Source organism: Companilactobacillus mindensis DSM 14500 (assembly GCF_001434275.1).
GTDB classification, from domain to species: domain Bacteria; phylum Bacillota; class Bacilli; order Lactobacillales; family Lactobacillaceae; genus Companilactobacillus; species Companilactobacillus mindensis.
Window position 1 is genome coordinate 1 of sequence record NZ_AZEZ01000015.1, and the last position, 17,836, is coordinate 17,836.

The window sequence follows — 17,836 nt, forward strand, 5'->3', positions numbered from 1 at the left end:
CCGTACGTACGGTGGTGTGAGAGGTCGGTAATTAAAAGTTACCTCCTACTCGATTAACTAAAATTCAGAGAGAATCTCGAAATTTTTTTATCCATGTTTAATCTAAATCTTCAGAATCATCATCATTATCGAACTTTAACTCGTCTTCATCAAACTCATTATTGAATTTAACCGGAGCCTTGTTGCGTTCTTTAGCAAAGTAGATGATCGTCATAACGATCAAGAATACTACACCAACTAGCAAGGAAACGGTTGTTTCAGGGTTCAAGAACATGAAAATCAAGATGATGAACAACGCAATAATTGCTAAGTAATTACTTATTGGGAAGAAAGGCATTTTGAAAGGATGGTCTTTCATTTTGGCCTTGTTGATCTTTCTGAAACGCAATTCACTAAAGAGAATTACGAACCAAGGGACCATTCCTGGCAAAACGCTGGAACTGTAAACAATTACGAAGATATTGCTTGAAGTGTGCAATAGTACTGGCAATAAATAGTTCAAGATCAAACCGATTAAAATACCAGTTGAGATCGCAATAACAGGAATATAAGGAACATTATGCTTAGATAATTTTACGAATGACTTAGGCAAGTGATTTTCCAAACCTAGCGTGTAAAGCATTCGACTGGAACTGAAGATACCAGAGTTACAGCCAGACATGGCAGCTGTCAACATAACGAAGTTAATGATTTCAGCCGCAAAAGTGATACCGACTTTAGAAAAAGTTTCAACGAAAGGTGAACCGATCGTACCTAATTTATCCCAAGGATAGATTGAAACAATTACGAAAATAGCACCAATATAGAAAATCAAAATTCTACCCACGATCGAACGGATGGCTTTGACGATGTTTTCTTGAGGATTTTCGGCTTCACCAGCAGTGATACCAATTACTTCAATACCTTGATAGGAAGCAACAACGATCGACAGGGCGAATACGAATCCTTTAAACCCACCGGTAAAGAAACCGCCATTTGTCCAAAGATTACTGATACCAACTGGATGACCGTGATTACCAACACCGAAGACGATTACGAAAAATCCTAAAATGATCATCATAATAATTGTTAAAACTTTGATCAAAGCAAACCAGAATTCCAACTCACCGTAAGCTTTAACGGAAGTTAGGTTGGCAACACATAGCGTTACGACAACGACGACACCAGCAATCCATTTAGGCATCGTAGGGAACCAAAATTCCAAGTAAGTACCAACGGCGATAACTTCACTGATACCAACGACTAGATACTGGAAAACGTTGCTCCAAGCCGTTAAGTAACCGACGACCGGATGAAGATATTCCGTCGCATATTTGGCAAAAGATCCAGTAGCGGGATCAACATAAAGCATTTCTCCCAAAGCTCGCATAACCATATAAAGGATGAGTCCAGCTAAAGCATAAGCTAACAAGACAGAAGGACCGGTCCATTTGATGGTGGAGGCAGAACCCATGAATAAACCAACCCCAATGGTTCCCCCTAAAGCAATCATTTGCATTTGTCTTGATGATAAACTACGACTTAAATTATCCTTAGCCATATAAACCCCACCTTGTAAATTGTTCATAATATGTGAACACGTGTATTTGTAACATGGATTATATAATAACGCAGTATTATGAAATTGTCATATATTTTTTCACTTTATAATGAAAAAGAGTCAAAAATCACTGAAAAGATTAATATTTAGAATTATTTACTTAATATTTAGAATTATTTACTTAATATTTTGGACTAATATAAATACAGTTATATATGTTTACAAATCAACCTATAAAACGGATAATTAACATATTAGTAAAGGGACTTTTTAGATTTATCGGCTGGTGCGGAATATAAGATGAGCCTTTGTCTTGTATTCCGCACAAGTCATCTTATGGGTCTAAAATGTTAGTAAGGACAGTATAATGGATATTAATATTTTTATTGAGCGGAGAAAGTCGCTGAAGATATCCCAAGTAAAGTTATGCAAAGGAATTTGTACGCAGTCCACGCTGAGTAAATTTGAAAATAATGGACGAGTACCATCATTAACAATTTTAAATAAACTTTGTGAGAGACTGGGATTGTCAGTTGATGATCTCTATAAAAATTCGATCGATTCAACAACATACATGCGCACGGTACTTGATAATATTGAAAGCAAACTAATGATAGAGAATTATCCGGAGGTAAAGAAAGCTCTGGATGATGTTAATGTTCCGGACATCAATAATACAGCATTAAAAATGCAATTTTATTATCAAAAAGGGCTTTTCATTGTTTTGACTAATGGGAAGCACGAGGATGCCTTCTATAATTTTTCACAAATTTTGGATGATTTGGATGATAAGCATCAGACGATTTATACTTATCTAGCCTACACCGGTTTAGGCGTTCTCTATATGCGCTTGAATCAAAATGAAAGAGCAGACTTTTATTTCTCTAAGGTTTTAAATTACATTAGCCTTCACAAGGATGAAACTCATGATAAGAAGCAGATGAATGTTTATTTAAGAATTTTGACGATCGTCTACTTCACGGCTAAATTCCTCATTAATAATAATGATTTTAGTGTGAGTTCAGAATTAGTCACGCGAGGAATCAAACTGTGTTCCGAGCAACACATTACGTATTATTTACCACGCTTAAAATTGTTAGCCGCCGAAATAGCGATTGGCACTGATCAACCTGAGAGTGTAGTGAATAGCCTATTGACGGAAGCTTCTGCTTTTGCCAAAATCAATCAAAATACAGTTGTGGAATTGCGGATCAATGCGATTCGTAAGCAATATAAGGCAAAATAAAAAACGTTGAAAAGAATTCAAATTTGGTTGTTCACTGCCGTCTTCCATGAAATCCTGGCGGATTGCTGGAACGCTGTGAGAGCGACTTTGAACCAATTCTGCGAATTGTTTTGAAGATCGTCTGTCTCTAACCTGGCAAAGTACGCCAGCCAAGAGACTACCACGGCTGAGCATCCGCCGGGATTCCATTCCAGACTAAACGTTTTTTTATTTATTTTACAATTAGTAGTGTTAATATTATAAATTCTAGTGATTCAATATTTTATTTACAATAATACTAAAAACAGGTCATCCAATTGATTTTTTGGATGGCCTATTAGTATATCTAATAATTGTATGTAACCAAAGTTGAAAAAGAACCCAAATTTCTTTTCAGCGTTTTTTGTAATTTGGTTAAGCGGTTCTTTTCTTCAATATGAAGAGTGAAGTTAAACCTAAAATAATAAATCCAATAACTGTAAAGGCAATATTAGTTGCGGTAGAACCAGTTTGAGGCAGTTTATCATAATTAATTGTGGAACTTGGAACGAATGGATTGCTGGGATTGAATGGTGTACTTGGATTACCGGGATTGCCAGGGTTGCCAGGGTTACCAGGAGTCTTAGGTGTGTGGGCATTAGTAATTACCACGTTTTGGCCATTAGTGCTTTGACTTGATGTATAACCAGTTACGGCATCTTCTTGAACGGTATAATTATTGTTCTTGTCGAGGCTACTCCAAGTGTAGGACCAGTTGTTTTGTGCATTCAATACAACGGAATTTCCAAAGACAACGCCATTCTTCAAAAGATGAACGGTAACTTCGTTTGGTCGAATCTTATCTTGATTATTTTCATCGTTCCAAACTTTTATGACGTGGAAGGAAGTCTTGTCACCAGTTGGAGTAACAGGAGTCTTAGGAGTATGAGTATTTGTAACGGTAAAATCAGTATCACTGTTCTTGACGATCTTGGTTGAATAATCAGTTACGGATTCCTCAGAAACGGTGTAAGTTTGGTTTTTATCGAGGCCAGTGAAGGAACCTTTCCAATCATTATTGGCATTTAAAGTAAGAGTTTTACCAGTATCTTTATCATTAGCTAATAAGTGAACGATAACTTTATCAGGACGAAGTTTGTCTTGATTATCCTTGTCGTCCCAAACCTTATTGACGTCCAAATGTGTTTTGTCATCAGTTGGAGTAACAGGTGTCTTAGGCGTGTGAGTATTTGTAACGGTAAAATCAGTATCACTGTTCTTAGTGATCTTGGTTGAATAATCAGTTACGCCGTCTTCCTTAATTGTATAAGTAGAGCCCTTATCAAGATTAGTGAAGGAACCTTTCCAATCGTTATCGGCATTTAAAGTAAGCGTTTTGCCGGTATCTTTATCATTAGCTAGTAAGTGAACGATGACTTTGTCAGGTCGAAGGTTATCTTGGTTATCCTTGTCGTTCCAAACCTTATTGACGTCTAAATGTGTTTTGTCATCAGTTGGAGTATCTGGTGTGTGGGTATTGGTAATAGTGAAATCGTTGCTGCCCGGATTATCGATGTTCCTAGCATAACCAGTTACTTTTTCTTCATCGACGGAGTAATCTTTACCCTTATCAAGATCAGTGAAAGAACCTTTCCAATCGTTGTCGGCATTCAAAGTGAGAGTTTTACCAGTATCTACCTTGTTAGCGAGCAAGTGAACAACGACTTTGTCAGGACGTGATCCATCTTGGTTATTTTTGTCAGCCCAAACTTTGTTGACGTTAACTTGCGTCTTATCTGTAGTTGGCGTTTTAGGTGCATGAGTATTCGTGATGGTAAAGCTGTTGCCAGCATTTTTAATATCAGATTTATAGCCATCTACTTTTACTTCGCTTAATGTGTAAGCAACATCTTTATCAAGACCGGTAAATTCATAGTGCCAATTGTTACCAGCATTTAATGTAATTGGAGCCCCTTGCTTTGTACCATTAGCAAGTAATTGAACAGAAACACTGTCAGGACGTAATTTATCTTGATTATCGTTATCGTCCCAAATCTTGTTGACAGTTAGGGTAGTGGGTTCTTTAGAAACAGGCGTGTTAGTAATAGTTGCAGCCGTTTTATCATCGTTATAAGCGATAGTTGAAGTGTAGTCAGGAACTTTAATTTCTTGTACGGAATAATCTATTTTTCCGTTGGCATCCGTTTGAGGTAAATTGTCCCAAGTGTGGTCCCAAGAAGTTTTGTCACTCAAGGTAATTGGATCACCATAGCCTTTGTTATTAGCTAAAAGTTGAACTTGAACATCGGGATGACTCTTGACGGTATCACTGTCAGACCAATTTTTAGTAACTTTAAAGCTAGTTGTTTTAGTGTCAGGATTATTCAAAGTATTAGTGATAGTTTCACTCGTGCCATCTATTGCATCTGTTTCACTATAGCCGGTAGGGACGGAAACTTCCTTAGCAGAATATTTAATTTCTTTATTGTTATCGTCATACTTAGGTAATTTGTTAGTTGGATCAGCTGGTTTGGTTGGATCTTCAGCTAAATTAGCACCAAACTTATGGCTCCAATTATTACTTTCATTTAAAGTGACCGGATCACCAACTGGTTTGTTGCCTTCGCCATTATCGTTGGCATAAAGCTGGACTTTAACTTCAGTTGGACGGTTTTTATTGTCGTTATCTTGCCAATCCTTGGTAACGGTTAGGGATGTAGCTAGTTTGTTATAAATAGTTACATCAGTACGTGCACCATTACTGTTGTCTTTTTGGGATTCGATATATTCAGCCGGTACTGGAATCCATGAACCGTTATCCGCAACGGCACCTTCAGAATAATACCAATGACCAGTTGGACTGACAGGTACATTCTTAAAGGTTCCTGACCAATTATTAGAATCATCTAAGGTCAATTGTTTAACGTTAGGATCAACCTTTGATACATTATTATGATTATCATCGACTAAATCGACAACGATCTTTTTAGGTCTATTTGGATTATTGTTATCGACCCAAACTTTATTGACCTTCATGTCTTTACGGATCGAATTGGAGATATTAGTTATATCGTAGTTAGTTGGATCAGTGAAAGATGTGAAGCCGTCAACTGGAGTTTCTTGAACGGTATAACGGTATTCGTCGCCATTGTCGTCATATTTAGGTAAGTTGTTAAAGACGTATGACCAGTTACTGTCCTCTGAGATAGTTTGTTTTGCGTAAGGCGTAGTAGTATTGCCATTTTGAATTAAATTAATGGTGACTGAAGCAGGTAGCTTTTCGTCTGGAAGAGTTTGCCACAGTTTGTGTCCCATAACGGATGTGATTTGATCACCAGTATGAGCGTTGCTGCCTAAAGTCGTGTAGGCTTGATTGACAGAAACATTTTGTAATTCATTTTTATTGGATAGCAAGTCTCCGGAATTTGCATATGAGTCAGATTTGTCATCCGTATTGTCGATGGAAGTGTAATATTCAATAATTGCCGGCTGAGTTAAATCACCTAAGTTAACGGTAAAGCCATCCTTGTCAGTTGCTGATGGTTTGATATTGGCAAATTTATTATCAGCATCTTTAGTCAAGGTACCGTTGTCATAATCGGCAGTTGCTGAATAAGTAGTTATTGGATGTTCTGCGTCGTTTAAAAGCGTTTGGTGGAGCCCAATGGTATCTTTATACACGGCATCATTGATTTTTTCACCTTTATAATTGACCCGGACGGTCCAAAGAATAATATTTCCCTGGTCGCCAGTAAAAGTCCCATTTTTGTTAAGAATTTCATTGGGGTCTAATTTCTGACCTGGAGTAATCTCACCGGTAGTAATTGAACCAGTATTGTTAGCGACTGAAGCAGAGACGTTCCAATTTAAAGGTACTTTGGTATTTTCAGATACTTGAGTTAAATCCCAGTGGGTTCCAACGTAAACAGAACCGGTAACAGGATCATGCTTAGATTTTTCAGCGGCATAGTCGTTAAAAGTAACAGTTACTTGGCGATTGGCTTTATTTAAATCGGCCGTACCAATCTGTTTGCCACCAGGAATTTCATTAACGGGTACGTTGTATCGGTCACCAGTTATGGATAGTTGTTTTGGCACATCAAGCGTCATAGTGTCGCCAGTATTAACCCCACCACTTGGCGTCGAAAATTCCCAATAGGCAGTGATGTCTTCATATTGGCCAAATGATGCTTGTGGTTGGCCGTCAGAATTTTGGAGCTGAACTTTGGTAACTAATTGAGTGCCCCAGTCTTTAGGAGCAGTCGTTGTAGCAGTAGTTTCATCAGAATTCTGATTATTAGTTGTTTCTGTGGTTGTTAAAGGAGTTCCTTCAGCAGCGTTGACCACATTTGTTGAGCTGGTCATAAAGATAGATAAGATTATGATCAGTAAACTAAATATGTTATTTCCCTTTTTAAACATATTTAAATTCCCCTCATTTTTAAAAAATAAACCTCGATAAAACATGATAAATACAACTAATATGATACTACTTTTATAGAATTAGTTATATTTCGTAATTTTTCTTTTACTACTATAATGAATATATTAATCAGGTTTTGGAGGAGAGCTATGTCCACATTAGAGGTAAAGAATCTTCACGTTGAGGTTGAAGACGAAGAACAAAAAACGAAAAAAGAAATTCTCAAAGGTGTTAATTTGACGATGAAGACCGGCGAGATCCACGCCATCATGGGTCCCAATGGTACTGGTAAATCAACGCTTTCCCAAACTATCATGGGACAAAAAAACTACCACGTTACTCAAGGCGATATTTTGTTAAATGGTGAGAGTATTCTTGAAATGCCAGTCGATGAAAGAGCCCGTAAAGGATTATTTTTGGCAATGCAATACCCAGCCGAGATTAAAGGTGTCACTAACGTTGAATTTTTGCGTGCCGCTATCAATGCTCGTCGCCCAGAGAATGACAAAATTTCGGTAATGGATTTCTTGAAGGAATTGGACAAGAATCTTGAATTGTTGGATATGAGTCAATCAATGACTGAGCGTTATTTGAATGAAGGCTTTTCTGGTGGTGAAAAGAAACGGAATGAAATACTCCAACTATTAATGATCAAACCTAATTTTGCCCTCTTAGACGAAATTGATTCAGGCCTTGATATCGATGCGTTGAAGGTTGTCTCCAAAGGTGTCAACTCGATGCGAGGCGATAACTTCGGTGCCTTGATCATTACTCACTACCAACGTCTGCTAAATTACATTAAACCGGATGTCGTACACGTGATGATGGGTGGTCGCATTGTGAAGACCGGTCCAGCTGATTTAGCTATGAAACTCGAAAATGAAGGCTACGCTGGTTTACGAGACGAATTAGGCCTTGATGTTAAATTGGTCGATGAAGACTAGGGGGAGTACGATGACACCAGATAAATTAGTGCAATTAGCGACTGACAATCATGAACCCGAGTGGTTTATTCAAAAGAGACTGCAAGCCTTGAAAGAGATGTCTGAATTATCGTTACCCAAGATTCAAAGATTCGAGTATCACAATTGGGACTTGCTTTCAGATATTACTAAGATTATTAATGATACTAATAAACATGATAAAAATTACATTTTGACTGATATTTTTGCCGCTATGAACGAATATCCAGAATTGGTTCAAAAGTATCTGAATCAAGTTATCAAAACGAATGAAAATCAATTGATGGCCTATCATACAGCCTGCTTGAATCATGGGATTTTCTTGTATGTGCCAAAGAATACCGTGGTTGAGGAACCAATTGAAGTCAATTTAGTCCAAGATTCAGACCAACCATTTGTTTCTCATATCTTGATCGTGGCGGAAGAGAACACACAATTTTCATTTATTCAGAAGATGACAACTAAAGGTTCAAAGCAATCGTTAGCCAACTGTATCGTCGAAGTTGTCGCTAAAGATAACAGTATTATCAAGTATGCGGCTGTGGATGAATTGGGTGAAAACGTCACGTCGTATTTGAGTCGTCGAGCAACCGTCGGCAACAATGCTTATGTTGACTGGTCGATTGGTTTGATGAACGCAGGGAATACGATTGCTGATTTTGACACGGATCTTCGTGGTGAAGGTTCACATTCAGAAATCAAGGTAGTCGATATTACAACTCATCGTCAACAAGAAGGAGTCAATACAAGAGTTACTAATTATGGTAAACATTCGATTGGTCACATTAATCAACGCGGCGTCATTATGGATCGTTCACGATTGATATTCAATGGAATCGGCCATATTATCCACGGTGCCTCCGGTGCTAACGCTGAACAACAGAATCGTGTGTTGATGATGTCAGGCAAGGCACATGGGGATGCCAATCCAATTTTGTTGATCGATGAAAATGACGTAATTGCTGGTCATGCGGCCAGTGTTGGTCAAGTTGATAAGCAGCAGCTCTATTATTTGATGAGTCGAGGAATTGATGAAAAAACAGCTCAACGAATGGTTATCAGAGGATTTTTAGGGGATGTTCTAGTCTCGATTCCATCGAAAGTTATTCGAGAACAATTAGTTCAAACTATCGAAAGGAAGTTGGAAAATGGACAACAAATTTCAGAAAATTCGTAATGATTTTCCAATCCTCAATCAAAAAGTCAACGGTGAACCTTTGGTTTATTTAGACAGTGCCGCTACCAGTCAAAAACCTCAAGCAGTCATTGATGGTTTGATCCATTATTATCAAAATGACAACGCTAATGTGCACCGTAGTGTTTATACGCTGGGACAACGCGCCACTGAAGAGTATGAGAATGCTCGCCAAAAAGTTCAACGCTTTATCAATGCTAAAGAGGATAAAGAGGTGATCTTTACCAAAGGTGCGACTGACAGTTTGAATCTAGTCGCTAGTACTTACGGCGAAGAACACATTAAAGCCGGGGATGAAATCGTAATTTCAATCATGGAACACCACAGTAATTTGATTCCTTGGCAACAATTAGCCATTAGAAAACAGGCCAAATTAAAGTATATTGGTTTGACCAAAAATGGTGAACTTGATATGAAAGATGCCGCTCAGCAAATAACGGATAAGACCAAAATCGTCGCCATTGCACACGCTAGCAATGTCTTAGGAGTTACCAACGATATTAAAGAATTGGCGCGGATAGCGCATAGTCATAACGCCGTTATTGTGGCTGATGGGGCTCAAGCAGTACCGCATCAAAAAGTTGATGTCCAAGACTTGGATGTTGATTTCTACGCTTTTTCTGGCCACAAGATGCTATCCCCGATGGGAATTGGCGTTTTGTATGGTAAAAAGGCTTTATTAGAAGCGATGCGACCATATCAATACGGTGGTGAAATGATTGACTTTGTTGAAAAGCAAAAGAGCACTTGGACTGATTTACCTTGGAAATTTGAAGCTGGAACGCAAAATGTTGCCGGAGCAATCGGTCTGGGTGAAGCCATCGATTATTTGAACGAAATCGGTATCGATCAAGTCAAAGCTCACGAAGAAGAATTGGTAGAATATTTATTGCCTAAATTGTTGCAAGACCAAGATCTAGAAGTCTATGGACCACATGATCCTAAGAAACACAACGGCGTTATATCATTCAATATTAAAGGATTGCACCCACATGACGTGGCAACTGCATTAGATATGGAAGGAATTTCCGTCAGAGCGGGACACCATTGTGCCCAACCATTGATGAAAGAGTTAGGTGTTGTCGCCACAGTTAGAGCTAGTTTTTATCTTTACAATACTAAGGCTGATGCCGACAAATTATTGCGGGCAATCGCTGAAACAAAGGAGTTTTTTAAAGTATGAGTTTAATGGGATTGAATAATTTATATCGTGAAGTTATTTTGGACCATTCTCAAAATCCGCACCACAAACATTCTTTGGCTAATGCAACTCAAAAGATTACTTTGAAGAATCCAACTTGTGGCGACGTGATCAATTTGGAACTTGAATTACAAGACGACACGATCAAAGATATTGGCTTTACCGGTGAAGGTTGTACGATCAGTCAGTCTTCAGCTAGCATGATGACCGATGCCGTAATTGGTAAAAGTGTTGCTGACAGTTTGAATCTGGCTCATATTTTTTCCGATATGGTAATGGGGAAAAAGCACTCTGAAGCCGATTTGCAAAAACTTGGCGATGCTGCCATTTTATCCAGTGTGATGAAGTTTCCCGCTAGAATTAAGTGCTCCACGCTTTGTTGGTGGGCTTTGAGAAAATCGTTAGGAGAAGAAGCCGATGATTGATTTAAATAATTCCGAATATGAATATGGTTTTCACGATGACATAAAGCCCAAGTATTCTACAGGACGTGGTTTGACTGAAGAGACCGTTCGACAGATTTCGGCAGAAAAAAATGAACCTAAATGGATGTTGGATTATCGTTTGAAATCCTATGCCACATATAAAAAATTACCAATGCCTAATTTTGGTCCAGATCTATCGGATTTGGATTTAAAAAATATGCTCTATTATCAAAAAATGACCGATCGTAAATATCGGGATTGGAACGATGTACCCGATAAAATGAAGGAGACGTTTGACCGTTTGGGTGTCCCTGAAGCTGAACGTAAATACCTAGGTGGTTCATCAGCTCAATACGAATCAGAAGTGGTATATCATAATATGCGTGATGAATTTGCCAAAATGGGGATCATTTTTACCGATACTGACACGGCCTTACAAGAATATCCAGAATTATTCAAAAAATGGTTCGGCAAATTAGTCAAACCGACGGACAATAAATTTGCAGCCTTAAATGGAGCCGTTTGGTCCGGTGGATCATTCATTTATGTACCCAAGAACGTTCGCTGCGATATTCCAATTCAGTCCTACTTCCGACTCAATTCAGAGAACTCGGGTCAATTTGAAAGAACTTTGATCATCGTCGACGAGGGAGCCAAAGTTGATTACGTTGAAGGCTGTACCGCACCTAATTATTCATCTGACAGTCTGCATGCGGCTGTGGTCGAAGTGAACGTTCAAAAAGATGCATATTGCCGTTATACAACGATTCAAAATTGGTCGGATAACGTTTATAGTTTGGAAACTAAGCGGGCCGCTGCCGAAGAGAATGCCACGATGGAATGGGTCGATGGTAACCTCGGTTCAAAAGTGACGATGAAATATCCAAGTGTTTATTTAAACGGTGAGAATGCTCGGGGCACAATGTTGTCGATTGCCGTAGCCAGCAACGGAATTCATCAAGACTCCGGTGCTCGAATGATCCACAACGCCAAAAATACTTCGAGTTCGATCGTTTCTAAATCGATTGCACAAACCGGCGGTTCCGTAGACTATCGGGGAACAGTCAGATTCGGTAAACATTCCGATGGGTCCAAAGCCCACGTCGAATGTGACACTATTATCATGGATGATCAGTCGTCATCAGATACGATTCCATACAATGAAATTTCGAACGCTAACGTTTCAATGGAACATGAAGCAAGAGTTTCTAAAATCTCAGAGGAGCAACTTTACTATTTGATGAGCCGCGGAATTTCAGAATCCAAGGCTACTGAGATGATCGTGATGGGATTCGTTGAACCATTTACTAAGAAATTACCGATGGAATATGCGGTGGAATTGAATCGATTGATCAGTTATGAAATGGAAGGATCAATTGGATAATAAAAAATCACACCAGAAATGATGTGATTTTTTGGTTTATAGCATAGTACAATATAAATCATAATAGTTATCGAGGATATTATAATGGAAGAAAATAAAACAAAAAAAGACCAAATCATGGATGCATTGGGAAAAGTTATTGATCCAGAATTGGCAATCGATATTGTTAATCTGGGTTTGATTTATGGAGTAGAAATTGAGAATGGCAATCGAGCTGTGATCACAATGACGTTGACTACGATGGGTTGTCCTTTGAGTGATATATTAAATGATTCCATCAAAAAAGCCGCCGAGTCAGTCGACGGCATCACTGAATGTGAAATTCAATTAGTTTGGTATCCCGTTTGGGATATTAGTAAAATGAGCCGTTATGCTCGAGTATCTTTAGGAATACCCAACGGCTTCGGTGTCTAAAATGGTAGAGATAATTGTCAGATAAGTAAAACTCACGGATCAAAGTAATCGTCTGTGAGTTTTTGTTTTCGGTAATTTCGTTAGTAAGCCCTTGCAACCACGAAGATACTCAACTAAGATTTAGGTATTGAGTCTATGAAAATATGGAGGTTTTATCGTGAAGAAGAGTACATTGTTATTAAGTGGGATTTTGATTTCTAGCATGGCATTCGGCACTGTTATAACGCCAAACACCGTACATGCTGATGGAACGGCTGCTACTCAAGCTGAGCAAACAACGACTAGTGTTAGATACTATCTAAGAGGAGAGTCATCAGGAACACTTGGAAAACCTTTCGCAATGAAAGATGTTACCGGAACGATCGGTACACCTATCACTGATGTGCCAAATGGTTACGTGATCATCAAAGGTGCCAACTTCAGCGCAACGGAACCTAATTCAATCGTTGAAATTGCCAAAAAGGCTAGTGCCACAGTAAACTACATCGATCCAAACGGTAATATCCTCAAAACTGAAACTATCAATGGTGGCGAAGGCAGCTACTATTCATTGACAAGCGATTTGCCAACCGGTTACTACTGGGACAACGACAGTGAGAGTGGAATCACTTTAGTTGATGGCAAAGAATATAATTTACCAGTATCTGAAAGCATCACTAATAAAATTATTTTCAAGACAGCCGATAATACCGAAGTAGGTCAAACTACAATTCGTAGCAACGCTGTCGGAGATGTTATATATTTGAGCAACAATCAATTGCCAAGTGGCTATTCAACTGACGATAATGCTGTGACATTGCAAAACCAAGACAATACTCAAGTTGTAACTGTTTATAAGAATCCTTCAAACGTTACAGCATTCAATGGCGTTGTTACAGTCAACAAGAACGTCTATGGCGCATACTTGTACGATATCAAAGGTAACCAAGTTGGCAACCGTGTACTAGGTGGCGGTTCAGCTTGGAAAGTATCTAGAAAGATGACTTTGAACAACAAGGAATACTATCAAGTATCTACTAATGAATGGATTCCAGCTGATTTAGTTACCGTAACTTCACAAGGCAGCGTTAATAATAGTATTGATGGCAACAATACCGTCAAGGCTTCAGATGTAAGCACCGTAACTATTAAAAATGTTGGTTCAAAGGGAGCTGCTTTGTACAAAGCTAACGGAGATCTTGTAGGAACTCGTTCATTAGCTTCAAACAGTCCTTGGTTCACCGATAAAATGGCAACAATCAATGGCGTTCAAATGTATCGTGTTTCAACTGACGAATGGGTACCAGCATCATTGATTACTAAATAAAGAATAAAATTAATAACCGCAAATCAAATTTTGATTTGCGGCTTTTTTTGCCTTAAAAAATATGATAAATCATCGCTTACATAACAAAAAACTTATATCAATATAAAAAATAATTGAGAGATTATAATAATAAAAATACTGCTATGTTAATGAAAAACTCAACTAATAATAAATATTAAGTTTATTTATTGCAAAAATACATTCTGTATATTACATTAGCTATATCTTATTGATAAAAATATAATTCTCGGAGGAAAAGAGATGAAATTAAGTAAGAAATTGATTGTTACAGGGTTGTTGTTCTCAAGTGTATTGGGATCAGTGAACTTGGGTGCCGTTAGTGCTATGGCAACGGTTGATCAAAATCAATTAATGGAAGTTGAATCTTCAAAACCAGCTGAAGTAAAGAATTTGAAAATACTTTATACAGATGAACATAAAACTCCAATTGTGGATAGGCAATTCGTTAATGAGGCAAAGAACAGTATTTTAGTACCTATAACGGATAAAAAATTAAAACTAAAACTTATTACGTTGCCTAAAGACTATGCATTTGTGGATACTGATGAAGCTGATATTTTTAATAATAATGTTTTTATACGAGTTAAAAAAATTGATAATGGGCAAAACCATCTAAAAGAAAAAGTAAAGGTTGTTTTCGTCAATGGTAAAGAAGAAATTGACTCACCTGATATGACAGAATTGAATGAAGATGGAACTGTAAATGAGGCCAATCTTCCTAAGGATAAGAGAGCACATCACAGAATTAAGGCAGGCGTTAAGCATGTAGTAACAAAAGATGCGGCCGGAAATAAATTAATTAAGGTTGAAGTTGAAAAAACTAAAAATATTAATATCAAATATATTTTTGATGGTAAAGAAAAAGTTATTGCCGACAATCAACCATTAGAAGTATTAGAAGATGCTAAAAATATTGATATCAAGGATATTAAAAAAGCTGAAGGTTATAGCATTGCGTTGAATCAAAAATTTTCTATCAATCCTACTAATAATACAGTTGAAGTAAAACTCGCTAAAACAATTGTTCTTACTTATATTGACGCTAATGGATTTAAAATAACTGATTCTAATCTTCCAGCAACAGTAGGAATTGAAAAGGATTCTAATAAATTAGATCTTAAAAACATAAAACTCCCAGCAGGATACAAGTTTGTCGATAATAAGCCAGTTGATATTGCAAATGGCAAGGCAACTGTTAAAATTGCCAGAGCCAAAATCGTCAACATCAAGGTGGTTTATGTCGATAAAGATACTAAAAAGGCAGTCAGTTCACATAAACTTTCTGGAACAACTGGTGTTGCTCATAAATTAGATGTTCCAAAGGGTTACAAAGTAGTGGAAGGTAGCAGCAATGTCATTACCTTTGATAAAGATGGTGCCGTAGTAAACGTCGTAGTTGAAAAGGTAACTCCAATCACTAATCACAAGACTACTATCACAACTTATCCCGGTTCTTTTGTTTCACTTTACAATCAAAAGGGTGAGTTTATTCAAAATCGTGGTCTAAGTGCAAACTCCAGTTGGGCATCAGACAAAACAATGATGCTAAGTGGCGTTAAGTATTATCGTGTATCAACGAATGAATGGGTCAAAGCTGAGTCTGTTTACGAATATACAGGCTTAAACAATATTGTTATCACAACTACTAAGGGTAAGTACAAGAGCCTTTACACTACACGTGGTAAAGCTGTTGGTAACCGTGGTTTAGGTGCTAATAGTTCATGGATAACTGACAAAGCAGCCACAATCAACGGTGAAAAAATGTACCGTGTTGCAACCAATGAATGGATCAAAGCAAGCGATATTAAATAGAAAATATTAGCTTTATTAAAAGTGCAAACCGAATAAAGGCTTGTACTATTTTTTTGAAAAGGAAAACTAATGAAAAAAATTTCAATAATAACAAGTATGCTATTATCTAGTGCATTTTTAGGATTAACCTTTATATCAGAATCTCCCTTGAGTATTTCGGCGGATAATATTGAGAATGTCGATGATCCTCAAAAAAAAGTTTCTAATCAAATTCAATTTGTTGATGAGGAAGGAGGGTTAGTAAGATTTGATAATGGAAAGTACTCAAAAAATATTACTGGAAAGATTGGCGATAAAATAAATGTAAAAATTCCAGCTGGCTATACAGCACAAAGTGATACTCCAATTTATTTTACTAATGATAATAAAGTTCATGTCATTAAAGTTGATGCCCAAGAGATAGAGAACACAATTATTTTTACAGATGGTTATTATGATGAAATCAAAAGAATAACAATTAAAGGAAAAACAAATCATGTTATGAATATTCCATCGGAACAAATTCCTAAAGGGTATAGAATTTTTGGATTTTATGACAAAAGATTTTCAGCGATTGAAAAGGAACATAAAATTCAGCTAACAGAGGTTTATACAAAAGACTATGTTACTAATGTTGTAGTACTAAAGGATGTAAATGATAGAGAAATTACTAGATCGGAAATACAGGGAGTTGAAGGCTCAAGATATGATATTTCAGATTTGTTATTGGGTAAAGTATATAAGTTTGTTTCCAATGATAGAGATGTGATCATTAAGAGCGAAGGAACAATAATCTATGTAACTGTAAAAAAGGACGAAAAGAAAAATATTGTGATTTTCAATGATGCCTTGGGTAATCAAATTATTCAGAAAGAAGTATATGGAGGAATAGATGAAAGAATAGAATTAAGAGGACTTCTTCCAGAAGGATATACCTTTGAAAAAGATCAAAACGATTATTTTAATATAAAAAATGATAATTATAAAGTCATTGTGAGATTAAGAAAATCTAATACTAGAAATAAATTTATTTTTAAGGATATCAATAATAAAGTCATTGATGAAAAGAACATAGATGTCCAAATAGGATCGTATTTTGATGTAAAAAAAATAGTACCTAAAGGTTATGTTTTAAAGGATCCAAATAGCCCTTATGTTTTAATAAATGATGAAAATAAAGTATTAGAATTTAGAATCGTCAAACAACAGGTTAGCAGTCATACTGAAGGTAATAACTCTAATAGTGTAGGAAATAATAATTCTAACAACCACAACAATCATGTAGAAATTCAAATTAATTTAGTAGATAAAGATACAAAGGAAGTATTGCGTAGTTATATTATTCAAGGAATCCATGGGCAAAAAATTAATGTTCAAGGGATTGAAAAATATGATTTTGTAAATGATAAAGACAGAAATGTGATTCTAAACAAATCTAATAAATCATTAAATATTTTTATGTCAAAGAAAAAAAATATTGGAACAGTGACTAAATATAATTCTGTAATATCAACTACCGGTGTTACCATTCTTTACAATGATGATGGTAAAATGGTGGGCAATAGATCATTGGGCAAAAATAGTAGTTGGAAAATTGATAAAATGAAGGCCGTAAATGGTACAGTATATTACCGCGTAGCAACCAATGAATGGGTAAAAGCCAACGATGTTAAAGAATATACAATCGTTAATTCAGTAATTATTACTAAAGATGGCACTTTTAAATATCTTTATACATCAGAAGGTAAAATGGTAGGTAACAGAGCATTATCTAAAAATTCATCATGGTATTCAGACAAAATCGCCACAATCAACGGTGAAAAAATGTACCGTGTCGCAACCAACGAATGGATCAAAGCGAGCGACATCAAGTAATAACAAAGATAATTAGTTATAATTTTCAAACTCACACAACAAACAACCTAAGATTAGTTCTAAGTAAAGATTAAACTCTTTACTTAGAACTTTTT

Annotated in this window: 12 protein-coding genes; 10 read left to right on the forward strand and 2 right to left on the reverse strand. The window is 36.8% G+C overall.

The genetic code is table 11. The features are described 5' to 3' along the window. Positions 1–97: 97 nt before the first annotated feature. On the reverse strand, positions 98–1,540 hold the full coding sequence (locus FD29_RS02420) for an amino acid permease (protein WP_057887395.1): 1,443 nt from the start codon (positions 1,538–1,540) through the stop codon (positions 98–100). Between the two features lie 367 nt (positions 1,541–1,907). Here FD29_RS02420 and FD29_RS02425 point away from each other — a divergent pair, with 367 nt between their 5' ends. Continuing rightward, complete coding sequence (locus tag FD29_RS02425; RefSeq protein ID WP_057887396.1) at positions 1,908–2,786, forward strand: helix-turn-helix domain-containing protein; 879 nt, start codon at positions 1,908–1,910, stop codon at positions 2,784–2,786. 393 nt (positions 2,787–3,179) lie between these two features. On the opposite strand, the gene FD29_RS02430 is transcribed toward FD29_RS02425, so the two are convergent. Further along, on the reverse strand, positions 3,180–7,166 hold the full coding sequence (locus FD29_RS02430) for a Cna B-type domain-containing protein (RefSeq protein WP_057887397.1): 3,987 nt from the start codon (positions 7,164–7,166) through the stop codon (positions 3,180–3,182). A 150-nt stretch (positions 7,167–7,316) separates the two neighbouring features. Between FD29_RS02430 and sufC the strand changes: the two genes are divergently transcribed. From sufC to FD29_RS02475, 9 genes are all read left to right on the forward strand, one after another. Next, entirely contained in the window at positions 7,317–8,111 is a 795-nt protein-coding gene (sufC, locus tag FD29_RS02435) for a Fe-S cluster assembly ATPase SufC (RefSeq protein ID WP_057887398.1), read from the forward strand. 10 nt (positions 8,112–8,121) lie between these two features. Beyond that, the gene (sufD, locus tag FD29_RS02440) at positions 8,122–9,306 is read left to right on the forward strand and encodes a Fe-S cluster assembly protein SufD (protein ID WP_057887399.1); all 1,185 of its coding nucleotides are present in this window, start codon (positions 8,122–8,124) and stop codon (positions 9,304–9,306) included. Beyond that, positions 9,278–10,507 carry an aminotransferase class V-fold PLP-dependent enzyme gene (locus FD29_RS02445; protein ID WP_057887400.1) on the forward strand — a complete coding sequence of 410 codons (1,230 nt, stop codon included), beginning with the start codon at positions 9,278–9,280 and terminating at the stop codon, positions 10,505–10,507. Before sufD ends, FD29_RS02445 begins: the two co-directional genes overlap by 29 nt. Further along, on the forward strand, positions 10,504–10,950 hold the full coding sequence (sufU, locus tag FD29_RS02450; protein WP_057887401.1) for a Fe-S cluster assembly sulfur transfer protein SufU: 447 nt from the start codon (positions 10,504–10,506) through the stop codon (positions 10,948–10,950). The genes FD29_RS02445 and sufU overlap by 4 nt, the downstream gene beginning before the upstream one ends. Further along, complete coding sequence (gene sufB / locus FD29_RS02455; RefSeq protein ID WP_057887402.1) at positions 10,943–12,334, forward strand: Fe-S cluster assembly protein SufB; 1,392 nt, start codon at positions 10,943–10,945, stop codon at positions 12,332–12,334. The genes sufU and sufB overlap by 8 nt, the downstream gene beginning before the upstream one ends. A gap of 84 nt (positions 12,335–12,418) precedes the next feature. Next, complete coding sequence (locus FD29_RS02460) at positions 12,419–12,748, forward strand: metal-sulfur cluster assembly factor (RefSeq protein WP_057887403.1); 330 nt, start codon at positions 12,419–12,421, stop codon at positions 12,746–12,748. 157 nt (positions 12,749–12,905) lie between these two features. Then, a complete protein-coding gene (locus tag FD29_RS02465; protein WP_057887404.1) occupies positions 12,906–14,054 on the forward strand; it encodes an SLAP domain-containing protein in 1,149 nt (382 codons plus the stop codon). Positions 14,055–14,315: 261 nt separating this feature from the next. Further along, positions 14,316–15,887 (forward strand): SLAP domain-containing protein, encoded by a 1,572-nt coding sequence (locus FD29_RS02470; protein WP_057887405.1) that lies wholly within the window; start codon positions 14,316–14,318, stop codon positions 15,885–15,887. Positions 15,888–15,956: 69 nt separating this feature from the next. Continuing rightward, a complete protein-coding gene (locus FD29_RS02475; RefSeq protein ID WP_057887406.1) occupies positions 15,957–17,741 on the forward strand; it encodes an SLAP domain-containing protein in 1,785 nt (594 codons plus the stop codon). Positions 17,742–17,836: the final 95 nt, after the last annotated feature.

Bases quoted from the DNA above. Each gene is read 5' to 3' on its own strand.
- sufU (WP_057887401.1), top strand. From the start codon at position 10,504: ATGAGTTTAATGGGATTGAATAATTTATATCGTGAAGTTATTTTGGAC.
- FD29_RS02425 (WP_057887396.1), top strand. From the start codon at position 1,908: ATGGATATTAATATTTTTATTGAGCGGAGAAAGTCGCTGAAGATATCC.
- sufB (WP_057887402.1), top strand. From the start codon at position 10,943: ATGATTGATTTAAATAATTCCGAATATGAATATGGTTTTCACGATGAC.
- FD29_RS02420 (WP_057887395.1), bottom strand. From the start codon at position 1,540: ATGGCTAAGGATAATTTAAGTCGTAGTTTATCATCAAGACAAATGCAA.
- FD29_RS02445 (WP_057887400.1), top strand. From the start codon at position 9,278: ATGGACAACAAATTTCAGAAAATTCGTAATGATTTTCCAATCCTCAAT.
- FD29_RS02460 (WP_057887403.1), top strand. From the start codon at position 12,419: ATGGAAGAAAATAAAACAAAAAAAGACCAAATCATGGATGCATTGGGA.
- sufC (WP_057887398.1), top strand. From the start codon at position 7,317: ATGTCCACATTAGAGGTAAAGAATCTTCACGTTGAGGTTGAAGACGAA.
- sufD (WP_057887399.1), top strand. From the start codon at position 8,122: ATGACACCAGATAAATTAGTGCAATTAGCGACTGACAATCATGAACCC.
- FD29_RS02475 (WP_057887406.1), top strand. From the start codon at position 15,957: ATGAAAAAAATTTCAATAATAACAAGTATGCTATTATCTAGTGCATTT.
- FD29_RS02470 (WP_057887405.1), top strand. From the start codon at position 14,316: ATGAAATTAAGTAAGAAATTGATTGTTACAGGGTTGTTGTTCTCAAGT.
- FD29_RS02430 (WP_057887397.1), bottom strand. From the start codon at position 7,166: ATGTTTAAAAAGGGAAATAACATATTTAGTTTACTGATCATAATCTTA.